A 21,163-nucleotide genomic window follows, 5' to 3' on the forward strand; every position below is an offset into this window, starting at 1 on the left:
CGACCACGGTCCGGGACACCCGCGGCCAGGAGATCGACGGCGCCTGCGGCCAGCTGGCGGCGGCCGGCTGACGACCGCTCAGGCAGCAACGGCGAAGGGCCCGGTGGACGCAGTGTCCGCCGGGCCCTTCCGTGTGTCATGGGGTCAGGAGAGCGCGCCGGCCGCCAGGGCGGCGGTCAGACCGCCGGTCAGCAGCAGCACCGTCCCCGCAGTGAGCACCCGCAGCGCGGCGGCGCCGAACAGCAGCCCGGGGGCGGCGCCGAGGCGGAGCAGGGCGGAGCTGACGGGCCGTCGGGAGTGGCGGACCTCGTTGGCCCGGGCGGCCACGGCGGCGGCCGCGCAGGCGATCACCAGGACCGCGGCCAGGCCGGTCAGGGCCTCCCCGGTGCCGGGGCGGTCGCCCCAGTGGCGGAAGGCGGTGAGCACGGCGGCCGAGGTGAGGCCGAACACCGCGAGCGGGGCGGCGAGCCGGCGGGCCTCGGCGGTGAGGCCGCGGCCGGCCAGCAGGCGCAGCGGGGACGGGCGGCCGAGCGCGAGCACCCGGCCCGCCAGGGCGAGCAGCGGTCCGGTGAGCAGGGCCAGTCCCACGGCGGCCATGGCCCAGCCGGTGAGCGCGGCGGTGCTGGTGTCGCCCAGGCCGCCGGGCAGGTCGACCGGGCGGCCGTCGGCGGCGGCGCCGGGCCGCAGGCCGTACAGCTCCAGGGCGGCACCGGCCACCAGGAGGCCGAGGCCGGTGGCGGTCAGGGCGTTGGGGAAGCCGGTGCGGGCGCCGGCCTCGACGCCGGTGGGCAGCGGGTCGGCGGCCGGGACGGCGAGGGCGGCGCACAGGCCCGTGGCGAGCGGGACGAGGGCCAGCAGGGTGACCGGGGCGGCGGCCGGGAGCGGTGTGCCCATGCCCAGGTCGGCGGCGAGCGAGGGCCCGGCGATGTCGTTGCGCAGCACCAGGAAGGCGAGCAGCGCGAGCAGGCTGCCCAGGGTGCAGGCGAGGGCGGTCTCCCCGGCGATCAGCAGCCGGATCCGGACCGGGCCGGCTCCGGCGGCGGTGAGGCCGTTGATCCGTTCGGGACGGGCGGCGGGCACCGCGCGGGCGGCCGCGGCGGCGAACCAGCCGACGGCGGCCAGCGGCGGCAGGCACCAGAGCAGCCGGGGGAGCGCGTCGGTGCCGGGGGTGCCGAGGGCGCGGCCGAGGGCGCGCAGCAGCAGGGCCGCGGCCACGGCGCCGGCGGTCGCGGTGAGCAGCCAGCGGAACAGGTCGGCGGCCCGGTAGCCACGGGCCAGGCGGAGGTAGAGCATGCTCAGCGCCCCACCGCGACGGCGGCCGCCGGGCCCGGGCCGGCCTGGCTGCGGCCGACCGGCACGGCGGGGCCGGTGAGCCGGCCGTCGGCGAGCGCGACGGTGCGGTCGGCGTACCGGGCGAGCTCCGGGTCGTGGGTGGCGAGGACCAGGGTGAGCTGGTGGGAGCGGGCGGCGCTGGCCAGTATCCGGAGTACCTGGTCCTGGGCCTCGCGGTGCAGCGGGGCGGTGGGGTCGTCGGCGAAGACCACCGGGGGCAGCGGGGCGAGGGCGCGGGCCACCGCGATCCGCTGGCGCTGGCTCTGCACCAGCTCGGCCGGGCGCTGCTTGGCGTGCTCGGCCACGTCGAGCCGCTCCAGCCACTCGGCGGCGGCGGTGTGGGCGGCTTTGTGGCCGACGCCGGAGAGCAGCAGGGGGAGGGCGACGTTCTCCCGGGCGGTGAGCTCCGGCACCAGGTGCGGTTCGGAGCCGACGAAGCCGAAGCGTTCGCGGCGCAGCCGCTCGCGGCCGGCCCGGCCGAGGGTGTGCACGGGGGAGCTGTTGAACCAGACCTCGCCCTCGTCCACCGGGAGCAGGCCGGAGAGGCAGCCGAGCAGGGTGCTCTTGCCGGAGCCGCGGGGGCCGGTGACGGCGAGGACCTCGCCCTCCCGGACGCCGATCGAGACGCCACGGAGGGCGGGGGTGCCGTGGTGGGACTTGACGATCCCCCGGGCCCAGAGCACGTCGTTGTCGGGCGGGGCCGCTGACATGAGGTCCATCCTGTGCCGAACGCGGATATGACAGTCGTCAGATTAGAACGACCGGGGCGGGTCGGGGTTGCGGCGCACTGAGCCGTTCAGGGTGCATTCCGGGCTGAAGAGTGACGAATCCGGCGTGTTGATCACCGGAAAACGCCGAAGGCGGCCCCCGGAAGGAGGCCGCCTCGGGCGGAGGGTGGGGTGGAGGGCCTGTCAGGCCGTCAGATCTTCGCCCACGCGTCGGTCAGCGTCTGCCGCAGGATCTGCTCGATCTCGTCGAAGGTCGACTGGTCGGAGATCAGCGGCGGCGCCAGCTGGATGACCGGGTCGCCACGGTCGTCGGCGCGGCAGTAGAGGCCGTTGTTGTACAGCTCCTTGGAGAGGAAGCCGTACAGCACGCGCTCGATCTCGTCGTCGTTGAACGACTCCTTGGTGACCTTGTCCTTCACCAGCTCGATGCCGTAGAAGTACCCGTTGCCGCGGACGTCGCCGACGATCGGGAGGTCGCGGAGCTTGTCCAGGGTGCCGAGGAACTTCGACTCGTTGTCGAGCACGTGCTGGTTCAGGCCCTCGCGCTCGAAGATGTCGAGGTTGGCCAGCGCCACCGCGGAGGAGACCGGGTGGCCACCGAAGGTGTAGCCGTGCAGGAAGGTGTTGTCACCCTTGTAGAACGGCTCGGCGAGGCGGTCCGAGATGATCGTGGCGCCGATCGGGCTGTAGCCCGAGGTCATGCCCTTGGCGCAGGTGATCATGTCGGGCTGGTAGCCGAACTTGTCGGCGCCGAACATGGTGCCGAGGCGGCCGAAGGCACAGATGACCTCGTCCGAGACCAGCAGCACGTCGTGGCGGTCGCAGATCTCGCGCAGGCGCTGGAAGTACCCGGGCGGCGGCGGGAAGCAGCCGCCGGCGTTCTGCACCGGCTCGACGAAGACGGCGGCGACGGTGTCGGCGCCCTCGTTGAGGATCGCCACCTCGATCTCGTCGGCGGCCCAGCGGCCGTAGGCCTCGGGGTCGACCTTGCCGTCGCGCTCCAGGAAGGAGGGGGCGCGGTAGATGTTGGTGTTCGGCGCCTTGTGGGTGCCCGGCACCAGCGGCTCGAACGGGGCCTTCAGGCCCGGCAGGCCGGTGATCGACAGGGCGCCCTGCGGGGTGCCGTGGTAGGCGACCGCGCGCGAGATGACCTTGTGCTTGGTCGGCTTGCCGGTGAGCTTGAAGTACTGCTTGGCCAGCTTCCAGGCGGTCTCGACGGCCTCGCCGCCACCGGTGGAGAAGAAGACCTTGTTCAGGTCGCCCGGAGCGTAGTTGGCAAGGCGCTCGGCCAGCTCGACGGCCTTCGGGTGGGCGTAGCTCCACACCGGGAAGAAGGCGAGCTCCTTGGCCTGCTTGGCGGCGGCCTCGGCCAGCTCCTCGCGGCCGTGACCGGCCTGGACCACGAACAGGCCGGCGAGGCCGTCGAGGTACTTCTTGCCCTTGTCGTCCCAGACGTAGACGCCCTCACCACGCACGATGGTGGGAACGGGGTTGTGCTCGTACGACGACATGCGGGTGAAGTGCATCCACAGGTGGTCGTAGGCGGTCTTGGAAAGGTCCGTCATCTGGTGCCCCAGGTGTAGGTCTGTTTCCGGAGCTTCAGGTAAACGAAGCTCTCGGTGCTCCGCACGCCGGGAAGGGCACGGATGCGCTTGTTGATCAGTTCGAGCAGGTGCTCGTCGTCCTCGCAGACCAGCTCGGCCAGCAGGTCGAACGAGCCTGCGGTGCAGACGACGTAGTCGACCTCGTCGAGGGCGGCCAGCGCGTCGGCGACGGGCTCGATGTCACCTTCGACGTTGATCCCGACCATCGCCTGCCGGGTGAAGCCGACGGTGAGGGGATCGGTCACGGCGACGATCTGCATCACGCCCTGGTCGAGCAGCTTCTGGACCCGCTGACGCACGGCCGCCTCGGACAGGCCGACGGCCTTGCCGATGGCGGCGTACGGGCGGCGCCCGTCCTCCTGGAGCTGCTCGATGATCGCCTTGGAGGCGGCGTCGAGGGGAACGCTGGCGTTCCGGTCGCGGTTGGCCACGTCGCCACTGTGCCTGATCGTTTCATCAGGCGCAACTGCCCGTGCTGCTGATTTCGTCGCTGTTTCCGATTTGGAGTGCGGATTGCGTGGCCCTGATGTCGGTGGGCTGTCGAGAACGTAAGCGAAGCGGCTACTCTGGTCAGGTACACGCGAAGGCGGGTACGCACCCAACCGTGGACCGGCGCTTCCCAGCCGGTCGTCCGGCGCCCGGAGGTACCCTGGCGCCGGTGTCCCTGCAACGTGGCAGGCCCCGACCGAGGAGAGACTTCCGTGAGCGAGCTTCAGACGCTGCGCAACTACGTCAACGGTGAGTTCGTCGATGCGGCCGACGGCCGCACGCTGGACGTGATCGACCCGACCACGGGCGAGGTCTACGCGACGTCCCCGCTGTCGGGCGCGGCGGACGTGGACGCGGCGATGGACGCCGCCGCCGCGGCCTTCCCGGCCTGGCGCGACGCCACCCCGTCCACCCGGCAGAAGCTGCTGCTGAAGATCGCCGACGCGGTCGAGGCGCGCGCCGACGAGATCGTGGACGCCGAGGTCCGCAACACCGGCAAGCCGCGGGCGCTGACCCTCTCCGAGGAGATCGGCCCGATGGTGGACCAGCTCCGCTTCTTCGCCGGCGCCGCCCGCCTGCTGGAGGGCAAGGCCGCCGGTGAGTACATGGAGGGCATGACCTCGATCGTCCGCCGCGAGCCGGTCGGCGTCTGCGCCCAGGTCGCGCCGTGGAACTACCCGATGATGATGGCGGTGTGGAAGTTCGCCCCGGCCATCGCGGCGGGCAACACCGTGGTCCTCAAGCCCTCCGACACCACCCCGGCCTCCACCGTGCTGCTGGCCGAGATCATCGGCGGCGTGCTCAAGGACCTGGAGCTGCCGGCCGGTGTCTTCAACGTGATCTGTGGCGACCGCGAGTCCGGCCGTCTGATGGTCGAGCACTCCACCCCGGCGATGGCCTCCATCACCGGTTCGGTCCGCGCCGGCATCCAGGTGGCCGAGTCGGCCGCCAAGGACGTCAAGCGGGTCCACCTGGAGCTGGGCGGCAAGGCCCCGGTCGTGGTCTTCGAGGACGCCGACATCGCCGAGGCCGTCGAGGGCATCTCGGTCGCGGGCTACTTCAACGCCGGCCAGGACTGCACCGCTGCCACCCGCGTGCTGGTGCACGAGTCGATCCACGACGAGTTCGTCGCGGCGCTGGCCAAGGCCGCCTCGGAGACCAAGACCGGCGGCGTGGACGACGAGGACGTGCTCTACGGCCCGCTGAACAACGCCAACCAGCTCAAGCAGGTGGCCGGCTTCATCGAGCGCCTGCCCGCCCACGCCAAGGTCGAGGCCGGTGGCCACCGGGTCGGCGAGGTCGGCTACTTCTACGCCCCGACCGTGGTCTCCGGCCTGAACCAGGACGACGAGATCATCCAGAACGAGGTCTTCGGCCCGGTCATCACCGTGCAGAAGTTCTCCGACGAGGACCAGGCCGTCGGCTACGCCAACGGCGTCGACTACGCGCTGGCCTCCTCGGTCTGGACCAAGGACCACGCCCGCGCCATGCGGATGTCCCGCCGTCTGGACTTCGGCTGCGTCTGGATCAACACCCACATCCCGCTGGTCGCGGAGATGCCGCACGGTGGCTTCAAGAAGTCCGGCTACGGCAAGGACCTCTCCTCGTACGGCTTCGAGGACTACACCCGGGTGAAGCACGTGATGACCGCGATCTAGCGGGTCGTCACCATCGGGCGCAGCATGACCGCCATCTGATGGCGCGCGAGGGGCGCGGAGCCAGTGGCTCCGCGCCCCTCGCGTTTGTCAGGGTGTCGGACGACGCGGCGTCCGCCTGACAGGATGCAACTGCACGTCAGGCCCGGGTTTCCCTAGGCTTACCGGCATGAGCATCCCCACTGCTGATCCGGCTGCCGGGCAGGCCGTCAAGGCTGCCGACCGCGCGCACGTCTTCCACTCGTGGTCCGCCCAGGCCCTGATCGACCCCCTCGCGGTGGCCGGTGCCGAGGGCTCGTACTTCTGGGACTACGAGGGCAACCGCTACCTGGACTTCTCCTCCCAGCTGGTGAACACCAACATCGGCCACCAGCACCCCAAGGTGGTCGCCGCGATCCAGCAGAAGGCCGCTCAGCTCTGCACGATCGCCCCCGGCTTCGCCGAGGAGTCCCGCTCCGAGGCGGCCCGGCTGATCGCCGAGCGCACCCCTGGTGACCTGGACAAGATCTTCTTCACCAACGGCGGCGCCGAGGCCAACGAGAACGCCATCCGGATGGCCCGGCTGCACACCGGCCGCCACAAGGTGCTCGCCACCTACCGCTCGTACCACGGCGCCACCGCCAACGCGATCGCGCTGACCGGCGACCCCCGTCGCTGGGCCAACGAGACCGGCGTCTCCGGCATCGTGCACTTCTGGGGCCCGTACGCCTACCGCTCCAACTTCCACGCCGAGAACGAGGCGCAGGAGTGCGAGCGCGCGCTCGCCCACCTGGAGCAGACCCTCGCCTTCGAGGGTCCCGGCACCGTCGCCGCGATCATCCTGGAGACCGTGGTCGGCACCGCGGGCATCCTGATCCCGCCGGCCGGCTACCTGGCGGGCGTGCGGGAGATCTGCGACCGGTACGGCATCGTCTTCATCCTGGACGAGGTGATGGCCGGCTTCGGCCGCACCGGCGCCTGGTTCGCCGCCGACCACTGGAACGTCACCCCGGACCTGCTGACCTTCGCCAAGGGCGTCAACTCCGGCTACCTGCCGCTCGGCGGCGTGGCGATCTCGGCCGAGATCGCCGCCACCTTCGCCGAGCGGGTCTTCCCCGGCGGCCTCACCTACTCCGGCCACCCGCTGGCCTGCGCCTCCGCCGTCGCGACCATCAACACGATGGCCGAGGAGGGCATCGTGGAGCACGCCAAGCACATCGGCGAGACGGTGATCGGCCCCGGCCTGCGCGAGCTGGCGGAGCGTCACCCCTCGATCGGCGAGGTGCGCGGCCTCGGCGTCTTCTGGGCGCTGGACCTGGTGAAGGACCGTCAGACCCGCGAGCCGCTGGTGCCGTACAACGCCGCCGGGCCCGCCAACGCCCCGATGGCCGAGCTGGCCGCCGCCTGCAAGAAGCGCGGCCTCTGGCCGTTCGTGAACATGAACCGCTTCCACGTGGTGCCGCCGTGCAACGTCAGCGAGGAGGAGGCCAGGGCCGGCCTCGCCATCCTGGACGAGGTGCTCAACCTCACTGACGCGCACACCGTCTGACGTACCGTTCGGCACGGCCCCGGGCTGCTCGCCCGGGGCCGCCCTCTTGCTCGGAGACCCGCTGATGACCTTCACCCGCCGCGCCCTGCTGGGCACCGCCGGCCTGCTGAGCCTCTCCGCCTGCGGCATCCCCGCCGCGTACGTCCCGGAGGAGCGGCGCGCGGGGCCGGACAGGTCCGAGCAGGACAAGGCGCTCCAGTTCTCCAACTGGACGCAGTACATCGACACCGACGACAAGGGCGGGCGCCCCACCCTGGACGCCTTCACCAAGGACGCCGGGATCGAGGTCACCTACACCGAGGACATCAACGACAACGACGAGTTCTTCGGCAAGATCAGCCCGGTGCTGGCCCAGGGCGGGGACCCGGGCCGCGACCTGATGGTGGTCAGCGACTGGATGGCCGGACGGTACGTCTCGCTCGGCTGGGTCCAGCAGTACGAGGCCGCCAACCTGCCGAACGTGGCGAAGTACCTCGACCCGCAGCTGGCCTCCCCGGCCTGGGACCCGGGGCGCCGGCACAGCGTGCCGTGGCAGTCGGGGATCACCGGGATCGCCTACAACCGCAAGGCGCTGGGGCGCGAGCTGAAGTCGACGGCCGACCTGTGGGCACCTGATCTGAAGGGCCGGGTCACGCTGTTCGCCGGGATGGACGAGGCGATCGGCATGCTGATGCTGGCCCAGGGCGCGGACATCGCGAAGTTCACGGCGGACGACGCGCACAAGGCGATGGCGCTGGTCCAGAAGATGGTGGACACCAAGCACGTCCGGCGGTTCACCGGCAACGACTACACGAGCGACCTGGCGTCCGGTGCGGCGGTCGCCTGCCAGGCGTACTCCGGCGACGCGGTCCAGCTCAAGGCGGACAACCCGGACATCGAGTTCGTGGTGCCCGAGGAGGGCGGCGAACTGTGGGCCGAGAGCCTGCTGGTGCCCAACCGGGCCGCCCACAAGACCAACGCCGAGCTGCTGATCGACTACTACTACCAGCCCGAGGTGGCGGCGGAGCTGGCGGCGGCGGTGCAGTACATCTGTCCGGTACCGGCCGCGCGGGAGATCCTGGCGAAGAGCGAGGACCCGGAGACGGCGGCGCTGGCGGAGGAGGCGCTGATGTTCCCGACGGACGAGATGCGGGCGCGGCTGCGGACGATGCGGGACGTCACCGCCGACGAGCGCCCCGACTTCCACAAGATCTGGGGCAACGTCGCCGGCGTGTGACCGCGGTCGGCAGGGCAGCGACCCGGGGGCGCGGGGAACTGCGCGCAGGGGAACGGCACACGTGCAACTGGCTGACGGTGGGTCAGGTGTAGGTGGGCCGCCTTCCGCACTCGCGCAGTTCCCCGCGCCCCCGGTGTGGCCACTCTCAGCGCCTGACGGCGTCGAGCGCGAGAAGTGCGACGTGCAGCGACAGGCAGGACTCGACCTGGTCGAGGTCGACGGCGAGGATGCGTTCGACCTTGTGGAGGCGGTCGTAGAAGGACGGCCGGGAGAGGTGGGCGGCGTCGGCGGCGGCGGACTTGTTGCGGCCCTGCTCCAGGTAGATCCGCAGCAGTTGGACCAGCTGCCCGCCGTGCTCGGCGTCGTAGGCGAGCAGCGGCCCGAGCTCCCGCTCGACGTACGTCTGCAGCCGGGCGTCGTCGCGGAGCAGGTGGAGCAGACCCCGCAGCCGGACGTCCGGCAGCCGGTAGTACGAGGCCGCCCGCCCGCCGGGGGCGTCGTGCAGGGCGGCGTCCGCGACCTGGGTGGCTTCGAGCAGGGTGCGCCGCGCGTCGCGGACCGAGCCGACCGAGGAGCCGACGGCTATCACCGGCTCGGGGGCGGGTGACGCGGCGTCACGGGCGCCCTCGGCCACCAGCTTCCGCAGCGCCGCCGCGAAGGACTCCAGCGCGGTGTGTTCGTCCTGCCCGGAGCCGAGTGCGATCAGCAGGCCGACGCCCTCGTCGTCCAGGGCGCCGACCAGGGCGGAGAGCCGGCTGGTGCGGACGGCGGTGGCGGCGAGTTCGGTGAAGTCCCGCAGCCGGGCCTGGGCCTCCAGCGCCGCCGGGATGGGGCCGCGCCGCTGCCGCAGGACGACGCCGACCAGCCGCCGCCCGTCCAGCGGGACGCCCAACGCGGCCGCCCGCAGGGCGACCTCACTGACCGTCAGGGCGTGGGTGAGGATGCCGGAGAGCAGGGTGCGGTGGGTCTGCCGTTCCAGGGACTCGCGGTCGCGGACCACCAGGCGGTTCAGGGCCAGGGTGGCGGCGCCGCGTTCCAGCAGCATGGCGTGCGGGTGGGCGGTGTCGGCGGGCAGCGGGCCGGGGTCGGCGACCAGGACGAGGCGGCCCCAGTCCTGGCCGCGGGCGCCGACGGTGGTGACCAGCCAGCCGCTGCGCGGGTCGTGGCCGGTGCGGCCGGCGGGGTGGACGCCGCGGGAGCGGCGCTCCCAGCCCTCCAGCAGTTCACTCTCGGGGCGGCCGGCGGTGTCGTGGGCCAGCACCTGGTGGGCGAGGTTCTCCAGCACCACGGGCGCACCGGCCATCCGGGCCACCTGGCGGACCACCTCACCGGGCTCGGCGCCCTCGGTGGCCAGCTCGTTGAAGACCTGGTGGACGGCCTCGGAGGTGCGCAGCTGTTCCAGCTGGGCGTTGACCACCAGGGCGTGGACGGCTTCGGTGACGGCGACGAAGCGCAGTTCGCGGCGGAGCGCGATGAGCGGGAGGCCGCGCTGTTCGGCGGCGTGCACCAGGGCGCGGGGGAGGGTGTCGAAGTAGCGGCGGCCGAACTCGACGACCAGGCCGGCTGCGCCGATCTCGGTGAGCTCGCGGACGTAGCGGGCCAGTCCGTCGCGGTCCTCGGGCAGGGCGATGCCGGTGGTGAGGACGAGCTCGCCGCCCTGGAGCATGCCGGCCACGTCGGGGAGCTCGCTGACGTGCACCCAGCGGACGGGGCGTTCCAGGTGCTCGGCTCCGGCCACGACCTGCGGCAGGCCGCGCCGCATCACGTCGAGGTCGAGCACGTGGGCGACGGTGGGGAGCACGGCGGTACCTTCCGGTGGGGGCGTCAGGGTGTCAGGTGAATCATGCATCGGCCGGACGACCTGTCGCCTTTCCACCCTGTAAGGCCTCCGCGGTGGAGGCTGTCGGAGTGAGGCTTGTCACCCTTCCGGGTGAGCAGGCAAGGTCAGCGGGTCGGCAGCACCGACCCATCACCCGGGTCGTGGCATGAATGCGGTGTTGCCCTTGGAATCCGTCGCGTAACCAGAACGCAACGGCGGATTCCCTTGTAGGGGCAACGGGCGGGTGTCAGGATCACCGGACCCCGCTGAACCTTGGCCGACTCACCGGGCACCTGGAGGACACTGATGGATCTGACCGACTTCGGCGCGGGCGCGCAGTACATCGCCGGCCGGCTCACCGAGGGGACCGGCAGCGAGCCCTTCCAGGTCGTCAACCCGGCCACCGGGAAGACCGTACAGACCGTCACCCTGGCCTCGACGGAGGACGTGGACACCGCCGTCGCCGCAGCCCGGGCCGCGTTCCCGGAGTGGTCGGCCGCCACCCCCGGCGCCCGTTCCGAGGCGCTGCTGAAGCTGGCCGCGGTGCTGGCGGAGCACGCGGAGGACTTCGCCCGGGTGGAGACCTCGCAGACCGGCAAGCCGATCAAGCTCTCCACCGAGTTCGACGTCCCCGGCACGGTCGACAACACCTCCTTCTTCGCCGGCGCGGCCCGCAACCTGGAGGGCAAGGCGGCCGGCGAGTACTCCGGTGACCACACCTCCTACGTGCGCCGCGAGGCGATCGGCGTGGTCGGCTCCATCTCGCCGTGGAACTACCCGCTGCAGATGGCGGCCTGGAAGATCCTCCCGGCCATCGCGGCGGGCAACACCATCGTGCTCAAGCCGGCCGAGCTGACCCCGCTGACCTCGCTGATGTTCGCCCGGGCCTGCACCGAGGCGGGCATCCCGGACGGCGTGGTCAACGTGGTGACCGGCGCCGGCCGCACAGCGGGCGAGCACCTGGTCTCGCACCCGGACGTCGCGATGGTCTCCTTCACCGGCTCCACCCCGGTCGGCAAGCGGGTGGCCGAGCTGGCCGTCGCGGGCGTCAAGCGCACCCACCTGGAGCTCGGCGGCAAGGCCCCGTTCGTGGTCTTCGACGACGCCGACCTGGACGCCGCCGTGCACGGAGCGGTGGCCGCCTCGCTGATCAACTCCGGCCAGGACTGCACCGCCGCCACCCGCGCCTACGTGCAGCGCCCGCTCTACGACGCCTTCGTCGCCGGGGTGGCCGAGCTGTACGGCCAGGTCCGGATCGGCGACCCGCTGAACCCGGCCACCGACCTCGGCCCGTTGGTCTCCTACGCCCACCGGGACCGGGTGGCCGGCTTCGTCGAGCGCGCCCGCTCGTACGCCACCGTGGTCACCGGCGGCCCGGCCCGGGTGCTCGGCCACGACGGCACCGACCTGAGCCTCGGCGCCTACCACCTGCCGACCCTGATCACCGGCGCCGCGCAGGACAGCGAGGTGGTGCAGGGCGAGATCTTCGGCCCCGTCCTGGTGGTGCTCCCCTTCGACTCGGACGAGGAGGGGCTGCGGCTGGCCAACGACACCCCGTACGGCCTGGCCGCCTCCGCCTGGACCACCAACGTCCACCGCTCGCTGCGCGCCACCCGGGAGATCAAGGCCGGGTGCGTCTGGGTCAACGACCACATCCCGATCATCAGCGAGATGCCGCACGGCGGCTACAAGGCCTCCGGCTACGGCAAGGACATGTCCCAGTACTCGCTGGACGAGTACACGCAGGTCAAGCACGTCATGTTCGACACCACCGCGGTCGCCAGGAAGGACTGGCACCGCACGGTCTTCGGAGACAGATAACCCCCGTCTGCTCCGCCTCTTCCCCCGGAGGGTGTCCCCAGCATGGAGTTCAACGAGATCACCGACGGCCTGTCCGAGCCGGTCCGCAAGGCCTGGGAGCGGAGCCTGCACAGCGGCCGGGCCGCGCTGACGCGCCGTCGGCTGCTGCAGGCCACCGCCCTGCTGGCCGGGGCGGGCAGCCTGGCGGCCTGCGGGATCCCCCCGGCCAAGACCGGCTCCACCGAGGGGAAGGAGTCCGCCGCCCCGGACGCCTCGGACACCGACAAGGTGCTGAACTTCTCCAACTGGCCGCTGTACGTCGACGTCGACCCCAAGGACGAGGCGAAGCGGCCGACCCTGGACGCCTTCACCGCCGCCACCGGCGTCAAGGTGAAGTACACCGAGGACATCAACGACAACGTCGAGTTCTTCGGCAAGGTCAAGCCGCAGCTGGCGGCCGGTCAGGACACCGGCCGGGACCTGGTGGTGCTCACCGACTGGATGGCCGGCCGGCTGATCCGGCTCGGCTGGGCGCAGAAGCTCAACCCGGCCAACCTGACCAACGCGCTGACCAACCTGGAGGCCCGCTTCCGCGCCCCCGACTGGGACCCGGGCCGCCAGTACACCTACCCCTGGACCAGCATCCAGACGGTGATCGCCTACAACAAGAAGGCCACCAAGGGGAAGGAGGTCACCTCCGTCGCCCAGCTGCTCGACGACCCCGAGCTCAAGGGCCGGGTGACCTTCCTCTCCGAGATGCGCGACACCATCGGGATGGTGCTGCTCTCCCTCGGCAAGAGCCCGGAGAAGTTCACCGCCGACGACTTCGACGCCGCCGTCGCCCGGGTCCAGAAGGCCGTGGACTCCAAGCAGATCCGCAAGTTCACCGGCAACGACTACGGCCAGGAGCTCTCCTCCGGGGACATCGCGGCCTGCATCGCCTGGGGCGGCGACCTGATCCAGCTGAAGGCCGACAACCCCGACATCGAGTTCGTGATCCCGGCCGACGGCTACCTCGCCTCCACCGACAACCTGCTGGTCCCGGCCCGGGCCCCGCACAAGAAGAACGCCGAACTGCTGATCAACTTCTACTATCAGCAGACCGTCGCGGCGCAGCTCACGGCGGGCATCAGCTACGTCTCCCCGGTCACCGGCGTGCAGGCCGAGCTCGCCAAGATCGCGCCCGAGGCGGCCGAGAACCCCCTGGTCGTGCCCACCCCCGAGATGGCGGCGAAGGTGCACACCTTCCGCAGCCTCACCGAGGCCGAGGAGACCGCCTTCGAGGAGAAGTTCTCCAAGTTGATCGGCGCCTGACCCCACCCCCACTCGGCCTTCTGAACACCCGACAGAGAGACCCCCATGACTGAGCAGCTGCGCGAGGCGGCGACGGCCGGCGGCGACGTACGCCTCACCGGCATCGGCAAGACCTACGGCGCCTTCACCGCCGTCCATCCGCTGGACCTGACCGTCCCTCAGGGCTCCTTCTTCGCCCTGCTCGGCGCCTCCGGCTGCGGCAAGACCACCACCCTGCGGATGATCGCCGGGCTGGAGGAGCCCACCAGCGGCACCGTCCTGATCGGGGGTCAGGACGTCACCGCGCTGCCGCCGTACAAGCGGCCGGTGAACACGGTCTTCCAGAGCTACGCGCTCTTCCCGCACCTGGACATCTTCGAGAACGTCGCCTTCGGCCTGCGCCGGCGCGGCAAGAAGGACGTCAAGAAGCAGGTCGAGTCCATGCTGGAGCTGGTCGAGCTCGGCCCGATGGCCCGGCGCAAGCCGCACCAGCTCTCCGGCGGCCAGCAGCAGCGCGTCGCCGTCGCCCGCGCACTGATCAACCACCCGCAGGTGCTGCTGCTCGACGAACCGCTCGGCGCCCTCGACCTCAAGCTGCGCCGCCAGATGCAGCTGGAGCTCAAGCGGATCCAGACCGAGGTCGGCATCACCTTCGTGCACGTCACCCACGACCAGGAGGAGGCCATGACCATGGCCGACACCATCGCGGTGATGAACGGCGGCCGGGTCGAGCAGCTCGGCGCCCCCGCCGACCTCTACGAGAACCCGGCCACCACCTTCGTGGCCAACTTCCTCGGCCAGTCCAACCTGATCCCCGCTCAGGTCACCGGCCGCTCCGGCGGCGAGGTGCTGCTGGACGCCGACGGCACCCGGCTCGCCCTGCCCGAGTCCCGCTGCGCCACCACGGCCGGCCGGGTCCACCTCGGCGTGCGCCCCGAGAAGATCACCATCGAGACGGCCGGCACCGAGGTCGCCGAGGGCCGCAACCGGCTCACCGGCACCGTGCTGGACTCCGCCTTCATCGGCGTCTCCACCCAGTACGTGGTGCGCACCGGCAGCGGCCAGGAGATCGCCGTCTTCGAGCAGAACATGGACCGCGACGCCCGGATCACCCCCGGCGCCGAGGTCGTCCTGCACTGGAACCCGGCGCACTCCTTCGGCCTCGACGCCCTGCAGGCGATCGACGCGGGCACCGGGGAGGCGGCGGCGTGACCAGCACGACCGAGGCGGCCCCGCCGCAGGTGATACCCCTTCAGGAGCGGCCCGCCAAGCGGAAGCTGACGGCCTACTGGCTGCTGCTGCCCGGCCTGGCCTGGCTGGTGGTCTTCTTCGTGGTGCCGATGGTCTACCAGGCCTCGACCTCGCTGCAGACCGGCTCGCTGGAGCAGGGCTTCAAGCTGACCTGGCACTTCTCGACCTACTGGGACGCGCTCAGTGAGTACAAGTGGCACTACCTCCGCTCGTTCGGCTACGCCGGGGCGGCCACCCTGCTCTGCCTGGCGGTCGGTTACCCGCTGGCGTACACCATCGCCTTCAAGGCCTCGAAGCGCTGGCGCAACGTCATCCTGATCCTGGTGATCGCGCCGTTCTTCACCAGCTTCCTGATCCGCACCCTGGCCTGGAAGACCATCCTCTCGGACGGCGGCCCGGTGGTCTCGGTGCTCAACTCGCTGCACCTGCTGAGCATCACCGACGCCGTCGGCCTGACCACGGGTCAGCGCCTGCTGGCCACCCCGCTCGCGGTGATCTGCGGTCTGACGTACAACTTCCTGCCGTTCATGATCCTGCCGCTCTACACCTCGCTGGAGCGGATCGACCCGCGGCTGCACGAGGCGGCCGGCGACCTGTACGCGAAGCCGTTCACCACCTTCCGCAAGGTGACCTTCCCGATCTCGCTGCCGGGCGTGGTGGCGGGCACCATGCTCACCTTCATCCCCGCCTCCGGTGACTACATCAACGCCCAGCTGCTCGGCTCGCCGAGCGAGCAGATGATCGGCAACGCGATCCAGAAGCAGTTCCTGAACGTGCTGGACTACCCCACGGCCGCCGCGCTGAGCTTCATCCTGATGGCCCTGATCCTGGGCCTGGTGACGGTCTACATGCGCAAGGCCGGGACGGAGGAACTGGTCTGATGAACCGTCCCGTGAAGTGGCTGCGCCGCAACCTGGTCACGCTGGCCGGGCTCGCCGCCCTGGCCTACCTGATCCTGCCCAACCTGGTCGTGCTGGCCTTCTCGTTCAACAAGCCCGCGGGCAAGTTCAACTACGAGTGGAACCAGTTCTCCACCGACGCCTGGACCGACCCCTGCGGCGTGGCGGACATGTGCGGCTCGCTCTCGCTCTCGCTGCAGATCGCGGTGCTGGCCACCGTCGGCGCCACCGTGCTCGGCACCATGGTCGCCTTCGCGCTGGCCCGCTACCGCTTCCGCGGCAAGGGCACCGCGACCGGCCTGATCTTCCTGCCGATGGCGATGCCCGAGGTGGTGATGGCCGCCTCGCTCGGCACCCTGTTCCTCAACATGCGGATCCCGTTCGGCTTCACCACGATCCTGATCGCGCACATCATGTTCTGCCTCAGCTTTGTGGTGACCGCGGTCAAGGCCCGCGTGATGAGCATGGACCCGCGCCTGGAGCAGGCCGCCCAGGACCTCTACGCCACTCCGCTGCAGACCTTCCTGAAGATCACCCTGCCGCTGGCCGCCCCCGGCATCGCGGCCGGCGCGCTGCTCAGCTTCGCGCTCTCCTTCGACGACTTCATCATCACCCAGTTCAACTCGGGACCGACCACGGTCACCTTCCCGATGTTCGTCTGGGGCGCCTCGCAGCGCGGCATCCCGGTGCAGGTCAACGTGATCGGCACCGCGATGTTCATCGCCGCCGTGGTCCTGACGGTGGCCGGCCAGTGGGTCGGAAACCGCCGGAAGGCCCGCGCCTGACAATCTGTACGAACCGCCTGAAACACCATCAATTCGCAGAAAGTAGCTGATAGGCATGGACTCCGCCCGTGCGCTCAGTGATGCCCGTCCCACCCCGTTCTGGCTCGAGGATCCGGGACGGCCGGAGGCCCTGCCGGCCCTGGTCGGCGACACCCGGTGCGACTTGCTGGTGGTGGGCGGCGGCTACTCCGGACTCTGGACCGCGCTGATCGCCAAGGAGCGGGACCCCTCGCTCGATGTGGTGCTGATCGAGGGTCACGAGATCGGCTGGGCGGCATCCGGGCGCAACGGCGGGTTCTGCGCCGCCAGCCTCACCCACGGATTCGGCAACGGCCTCCAGCGCTGGCCCGGCGAGCTGGCCGAGCTGGAGCGCCAGGGCATGGCCAACCTCCAGGCCATCGAGGACACCCTCAAGCGCTACTCCATCGACTGCGAGTGGGAGCGGACCGGCGAGATCGACATCGCCACCCAGCCGCACCAGCTCGCCGAACTGCGCGAGGTGGCCGAGGCGGTCGCCGAGTACGGCACCGACCTCACCTTCCTGGACGCCGACGCCCTGCGCGAGCAGGTCGACTCGCCCACCTTCCTGGGCGGCCTCTGGGACAAGGACGGCGTGGCCATGCTCCATCCGGCCAAGCTGGCCTGGGGCCTGCGGGACGCCTGCCTCTCCCAGGGCGTGCGGATCTTCGAACGCACCAAGGGCCTCTCGCTCGCCGAGTACGGCAGCGGCATGGCCGTCCGCACCCCGTACGGGCGGGTCTTCGCGCGCAAGGTCGCGCTCGGCACCAACGTCTTCCCGTCCCTGGTCAAGCGGGTCCGCCCGTACATCGTCCCGGTGTACGACTACGCCCTGATGACCGAGCCGCTGACGGACGAGCAGCTCGCCTCGATCGGCTGGACCGGCCGCCAGGGGCTCAGCGACAGCGCCAACAAGTTCCACTACTTCCGGCTCTCCGCGGACAACCGGATCCTGTGGGGCGGCTACGACACCATCTACCACTTCGGCAGCAAGGTGCAGTCCGAGCACGACCAGCGCCCGGACACCTTCCGCACCCTGTCGCGGCAGTTCTTCCAGACCTTCCCGCAGCTGGACGGCATCCGCTTCACCAACGCCTGGGGCGGCGCGATCGACACCTGCACCCGCTTCTCCGCCTTCTTCGACACCGCCTACAAGGGCCGGGTCGCGTACGCGGCGGGCTTCACCGGGCTCGGCGTCGGCGCCACCCGGTACGGCGCCGAGGTGATGCTCGACCTGCTCGCGGGCGAGACCACCGAGCGGACCGCGCTGGAGATGGTGCGCAGCAAGCCGCTGCCGTTCCCGCCCGAGCCGGTGCGCTGGGCCGGGATCGAGATCACCAAGTGGTCGCTGGACCGCTCCGACCGGCAGGGCGGGCACCGCAACCTCTGGCTGCGCACGCTCGACAAGCTGGGCCTGGGCTTCGACAGCTGACGGCCCGTCCGGTTGCCCGTGGGGGAGGGGCGTTCCGCTTCGGCGGGGTGCCCCTCCGGCGCGTTCCGGCCCTGCTCTAGCCTGGCGCCGTCCCGCCCCTGGACGCTGCGTCCGTTCCTAAGGAGCCACCATGGCCCCCGCCCCCGCCCTGGCCGACCTGCGCGAGGTCTGCCAGCCCGCCGCCAAACTCGCCCTCCGCAACGGCGAACACTGGGCCGGCCGCCTCTACATGCGCGGCATCTCGCTGCGCGTCACCCGGCAGCTGGTCCGCACCCGGGTCAGGCCCAACACCCTCACCTGGCTGATGGTGGTCTGCGGCGTCGGCGCCGGCGCCGCCCTGCTGATCCCCGGCCTGGCCGGCGCGGTGCTGGCCGCCGTGCTCTTCCAGGGATTCCTGCTCTTCGACTGCGTGGACGGCGAGGTCGCCCGCTGGAAGCGCCAGTTCTCCACCGCCGGCGTCTACGTTGACCGGCTCGGCGCCTACCTGGCCGACGCCGCCCTGCTCGCCGGGGCCGGCTTCCGGGCCGGCGAGAACGGCTTCGGGGCCTGGTCGACCCTCGGCTTCGCCACCGCCCTCGGCGTGGTACTGCTCAAGGCCTCCACCGACCTGGTGGACGTGGCCCGGGCCCGCAGCGGCCTGTCCGTCGCCGAGGACACCGCCGCCCAGCCGCGCTCCCAGGGCGTCGCCACCCTGCGCCGGCTCGCCTCCGCCTTCAAGCTGCACCGGCTCACCAACGGCATCGAGGCCTCGCTGCTGCTGCTCGCCGCCGCGGTGGCCGACACGGTGACCGGCGACCTCACCCCCACCCGGGCCGCGGTCGCGCTGCTGGCCGCCGTGACCTGGGTGATGGTGCCCGCCCACCTCGCCTCGATCCTGGCCTCCTCCCGGCTGCGCTGACGGTCCGTCGCCTCCTCCGTCTGCCGGCCGTCGTGTTGGTACGGGGGAGGCGTGTAAGACCCGGCGCTCGCGCCCCTCTCTCACTCCTGACGGATGTCCGGAGTTCGAGGAGCACGCGATGGAGACCACCCCGCTGGACTGGCTGGTGTCGGCCGCCGACGACCCGGCGGCCTGCCGGGCGGAGTGGGACCGCGGCGGGCGCGGCGTCATGCTGCTGCCCGCCGGCCGGCTCTGGGACGTCCTGCTGGTGCCCGGCCCGCTCGGCCGGGCCGCCCACCGGGTGCTCGCCGGGACACCGGGCGCCGGCCCGGTCCTCGCCGACTTCGGCGACGCCCGGGTCGGCTTCCTGGTGCCGCCCGGCACCGCCGCCCGCTGGATCGGCACCGGCGTGCGCGGCGCCGGGTACGGCGCCCGGGTCGCCCTGCCGCACCCGGCCGGCGGCGGGCGCGGGCTGCGCTGGCTGACCCCGCCGGACGGCTCGGGGCGGCTCAACGACCCGGTGCTGCTGGAGCTCGCGCTGCACGAGGCCGCCGCGCTGGTGCGTCAGCCTCTCGCGCATGACGACCTGTAAGGCTGAATCTCCATTCCCCGTCAGCCTGTTCGTTGAGCCGGGCCCGGCGGGTCAGCAGACTGGAGGACGAGCGCGGTAGGCCCGTGATCGGACTTCGGAGGCAGGACCTTGAGCAAGCACATCATTCACTGGATCGACGGCGCTCCCGTCGCCACCGCCGGCTCCGCCCCGCGGCGCGGCGACATCTTCGACCCGGCCACCGGCCTGGTCACCGGTCAGGTCGACTTCGCCGGGATCGAGGAGGTGGACCAGGCCGTCGCGGCCGCCTCTGCCGCCTTCGGCGAGTGGCGCCACGCCTCGATCGCCAAGCGCACCCAGGTGCTGTTCGCGTTCCGCGAGCTCTTCAACGCCCGCAAGGACGAGCTCGCCTCGATCATCGTCGCCGAGCACGGCAAGGTGCACTCGGACGCGCTCGGCGAGCTGGCCCGCGGCCAGGAGGTCGTCGAGTACGCCTGCGGCATCCCGCAGCTGGTGAAGGGCGGCTTCACCGAGCAGGCCTCCACCGGCATCGACGTCTACTCGATCCGCCAGGCGCTCGGCCCGGTCGCCATCATCTCCCCGTTCAACTTCCCGGCCATGGTGCCGATGTGGTTCTTCCCGATCGCCATCGCGGCCGGCAACACCGTCATCCTCAAGCCGTCCGAGAAGGACCCGTCCGCCGCCAACTTCATCGCGCAGATGTGGAAGGAGGCCGGCCTCCCGGACGGCGTCTTCAACGTCGTGCACGGCGACAAGGTGGCCGTCGACCGCCTGCTGGAGCACCCGGACGTCAAGGCCGTCAGCTTCGTCGGCTCGACCCCGATCGCCCGCTACGTCTACGAGACCGGCACCCGCTACGGCAAGCGCGTCCAGGCCCTCGGCGGCGCCAAGAACCACATGCTGGTCCTCCCCGACGCCGACCTCGACCTGAGCGCCGACGCCGCCATCAACGCCGGCTTCGGCGCGGCCGGCGAGCGCTGCATGGCCGTCTCGGTCCTGGTCGCGGTCGACCCGATCGGCGACGAGCTGGTCGACAAGATCAAGCAGCGGATGGCCACCCTCAAGGTCGGCCCCGGCTGCAACGGCGACAGCGAGATGGGCCCGCTGGTCACCGGCCAGCACCGCGACAAGGTCACCTCCTACGTCGAGTCCGGCCTCGCCGACGGCGCCGAGCTCGCCGTGGACGGCCGCAAGCACACGATCTCCGAGACGGACACCGCCGGTACCCCCACGGCCGACGGCTTCTGGCTCGGCCCCACCCTGTTCGACCACGTCAAGCCCGGCATGTCCGTCTACAACGACGAGATCTTCGGGCCGGTGCTCTCGGTGGTCCGGGTCGCCTCCTACGAGGAGGGCCTGGAGCTCATCAACAGCAACCCGTACGGCAACGGCACCGCGATCTTCACCAACGACGGTGGCGCCGCCCGTCGCTTCCAGCACGAGGTCGAGGTCGGCATGGTCGGCATCAACGTGCCGATCCCGGTCCCGGTCGCGTACTACTCCTTCGGCGGCTGGAAGGCCTCCCTCTTCGGCGACACCCACGCCTACGGCCCCGACGGCGTCCAGTTCTTCACCCGCGGCAAGGCCGTCACCTCGCGCTGGCTCGACCCCTCGCACGGCGGCATCAACCTGGGCTTCCCCACCAACTCCTGACCGGAGTGCGGTGACCAGGTGACACGACGGCGGCTCGCCCTTCGGGGCGGGCCGCCGTTCGGCGTTCCCGGGCTCTCCGGCCCCGGTTGCATGCGGTGCGCGGCGGGCGTACAGTTCCCTAGTCGCTCGGCAGGGAGCACCGGACACGCGTTCTGTGTGGACGGTCCCGGGGCGGCCAATCCTTGGAACACCTCTTCTGATCTGAGCTGGTTC

17 protein-coding genes are annotated in these 21,163 nt (G+C 71.4%); 12 read left to right on the top strand and 5 right to left on the bottom strand.

Going from position 1 to position 21,163, the window contains the following annotated elements; genetic code table 11:
- Positions 1-144: 144 nt before the first annotated feature.
- The 4 genes from ACZ6ZR_RS37645 to ACZ6ZR_RS37660 all read right to left on the bottom strand — a co-directional run bounded on the left by ACZ6ZR_RS37645 (position 145) and on the right by ACZ6ZR_RS37660 (position 4,095).
- On the bottom strand, positions 145-1,293 hold the full coding sequence (locus tag ACZ6ZR_RS37645; protein ID WP_465650380.1) for a hypothetical protein: 1,149 nt from the start codon (positions 1,291-1,293) through the stop codon (positions 145-147).
- Positions 1,294-1,295: 2 nt separating this feature from the next.
- A complete protein-coding gene (locus tag ACZ6ZR_RS37650; protein WP_465650382.1) occupies positions 1,296-2,042 on the bottom strand; it encodes an ABC transporter ATP-binding protein in 747 nt (248 codons plus the stop codon).
- A 209-nt stretch (positions 2,043-2,251) separates the two neighbouring features.
- Positions 2,252-3,625: an aspartate aminotransferase family protein gene (locus ACZ6ZR_RS37655; protein ID WP_465650384.1), complete on the bottom strand. Its 1,374-nt coding sequence runs from the start codon at positions 3,623-3,625 to the stop codon at positions 2,252-2,254.
- Entirely contained in the window at positions 3,622-4,095 is a 474-nt protein-coding gene (locus ACZ6ZR_RS37660) for an Lrp/AsnC family transcriptional regulator (RefSeq protein ID WP_057232352.1), read from the bottom strand. The genes ACZ6ZR_RS37655 and ACZ6ZR_RS37660 overlap by 4 nt, the downstream gene beginning before the upstream one ends.
- Before the next feature lie 270 nt (positions 4,096-4,365).
- Here ACZ6ZR_RS37660 and ACZ6ZR_RS37665 point away from each other — a divergent pair, with 270 nt between their 5' ends.
- The 3 genes from ACZ6ZR_RS37665 (at position 4,366) to ACZ6ZR_RS37675 (ending at position 8,552) form a co-directional block, all read left to right on the top strand.
- Positions 4,366-5,811: a gamma-aminobutyraldehyde dehydrogenase gene (locus tag ACZ6ZR_RS37665; protein WP_465650386.1), complete on the top strand. Its 1,446-nt coding sequence runs from the start codon at positions 4,366-4,368 to the stop codon at positions 5,809-5,811.
- A 166-nt stretch (positions 5,812-5,977) separates the two neighbouring features.
- Positions 5,978-7,336 (top strand): aminotransferase class III-fold pyridoxal phosphate-dependent enzyme, encoded by a 1,359-nt coding sequence (locus tag ACZ6ZR_RS37670; RefSeq protein WP_465650388.1) that lies wholly within the window; start codon positions 5,978-5,980, stop codon positions 7,334-7,336.
- A 64-nt stretch (positions 7,337-7,400) separates the two neighbouring features.
- A complete protein-coding gene (locus ACZ6ZR_RS37675; protein WP_465650390.1) occupies positions 7,401-8,552 on the top strand; it encodes a polyamine ABC transporter substrate-binding protein in 1,152 nt (383 codons plus the stop codon).
- A gap of 145 nt (positions 8,553-8,697) precedes the next feature.
- Here the strand turns inward: ACZ6ZR_RS37675 and ACZ6ZR_RS37680 are convergent, their stop codons facing one another.
- A complete protein-coding gene (locus ACZ6ZR_RS37680; RefSeq protein ID WP_465650391.1) occupies positions 8,698-10,353 on the bottom strand; it encodes a PucR family transcriptional regulator in 1,656 nt (551 codons plus the stop codon).
- Between the two features lie 324 nt (positions 10,354-10,677).
- Here ACZ6ZR_RS37680 and ACZ6ZR_RS37685 point away from each other — a divergent pair, with 324 nt between their 5' ends.
- The 9 genes from ACZ6ZR_RS37685 to ACZ6ZR_RS37725 all read left to right on the top strand — a co-directional run bounded on the left by ACZ6ZR_RS37685 (position 10,678) and on the right by ACZ6ZR_RS37725 (position 20,950).
- Positions 10,678-12,192, top strand: a complete 1,515-nt coding sequence (locus ACZ6ZR_RS37685) for a gamma-aminobutyraldehyde dehydrogenase (RefSeq protein WP_465650393.1) — start codon at positions 10,678-10,680, stop codon at positions 12,190-12,192.
- Positions 12,193-12,234: 42 nt separating this feature from the next.
- Positions 12,235-13,485 (top strand): polyamine ABC transporter substrate-binding protein, encoded by a 1,251-nt coding sequence (locus ACZ6ZR_RS37690; RefSeq protein ID WP_465650395.1) that lies wholly within the window; start codon positions 12,235-12,237, stop codon positions 13,483-13,485.
- A gap of 45 nt (positions 13,486-13,530) precedes the next feature.
- On the top strand, positions 13,531-14,676 hold the full coding sequence (locus ACZ6ZR_RS37695) for an ABC transporter ATP-binding protein (RefSeq protein ID WP_465650397.1): 1,146 nt from the start codon (positions 13,531-13,533) through the stop codon (positions 14,674-14,676).
- Entirely contained in the window at positions 14,673-15,596 is a 924-nt protein-coding gene (locus ACZ6ZR_RS37700; protein ID WP_465650400.1) for an ABC transporter permease, read from the top strand. Before ACZ6ZR_RS37695 ends, ACZ6ZR_RS37700 begins: the two co-directional genes overlap by 4 nt.
- Positions 15,596-16,399 carry an ABC transporter permease gene (locus tag ACZ6ZR_RS37705; RefSeq protein WP_465650402.1) on the top strand — a complete coding sequence of 268 codons (804 nt, stop codon included), beginning with the start codon at positions 15,596-15,598 and terminating at the stop codon, positions 16,397-16,399. Before ACZ6ZR_RS37700 ends, ACZ6ZR_RS37705 begins: the two co-directional genes overlap by 1 nt.
- Positions 16,400-16,454: 55 nt before the next feature.
- Positions 16,455-17,849, top strand: a complete 1,395-nt coding sequence (locus tag ACZ6ZR_RS37710; RefSeq protein WP_465650404.1) for an NAD(P)/FAD-dependent oxidoreductase — start codon at positions 16,455-16,457, stop codon at positions 17,847-17,849.
- A 130-nt stretch (positions 17,850-17,979) separates the two neighbouring features.
- Positions 17,980-18,747 carry a CDP-alcohol phosphatidyltransferase family protein gene (locus ACZ6ZR_RS37715; protein WP_465650406.1) on the top strand — a complete coding sequence of 256 codons (768 nt, stop codon included), beginning with the start codon at positions 17,980-17,982 and terminating at the stop codon, positions 18,745-18,747.
- A 118-nt stretch (positions 18,748-18,865) separates the two neighbouring features.
- Complete coding sequence (locus ACZ6ZR_RS37720; RefSeq protein ID WP_465650408.1) at positions 18,866-19,318, top strand: hypothetical protein; 453 nt, start codon at positions 18,866-18,868, stop codon at positions 19,316-19,318.
- Between the two features lie 108 nt (positions 19,319-19,426).
- Positions 19,427-20,950 carry a CoA-acylating methylmalonate-semialdehyde dehydrogenase gene (locus ACZ6ZR_RS37725; protein ID WP_465650410.1) on the top strand — a complete coding sequence of 508 codons (1,524 nt, stop codon included), beginning with the start codon at positions 19,427-19,429 and terminating at the stop codon, positions 20,948-20,950.
- Positions 20,951-21,163 lie beyond the last annotated feature (213 nt).

The sequence above is a fragment of the Kitasatospora sp. NPDC088742 genome (assembly GCF_055584905.1).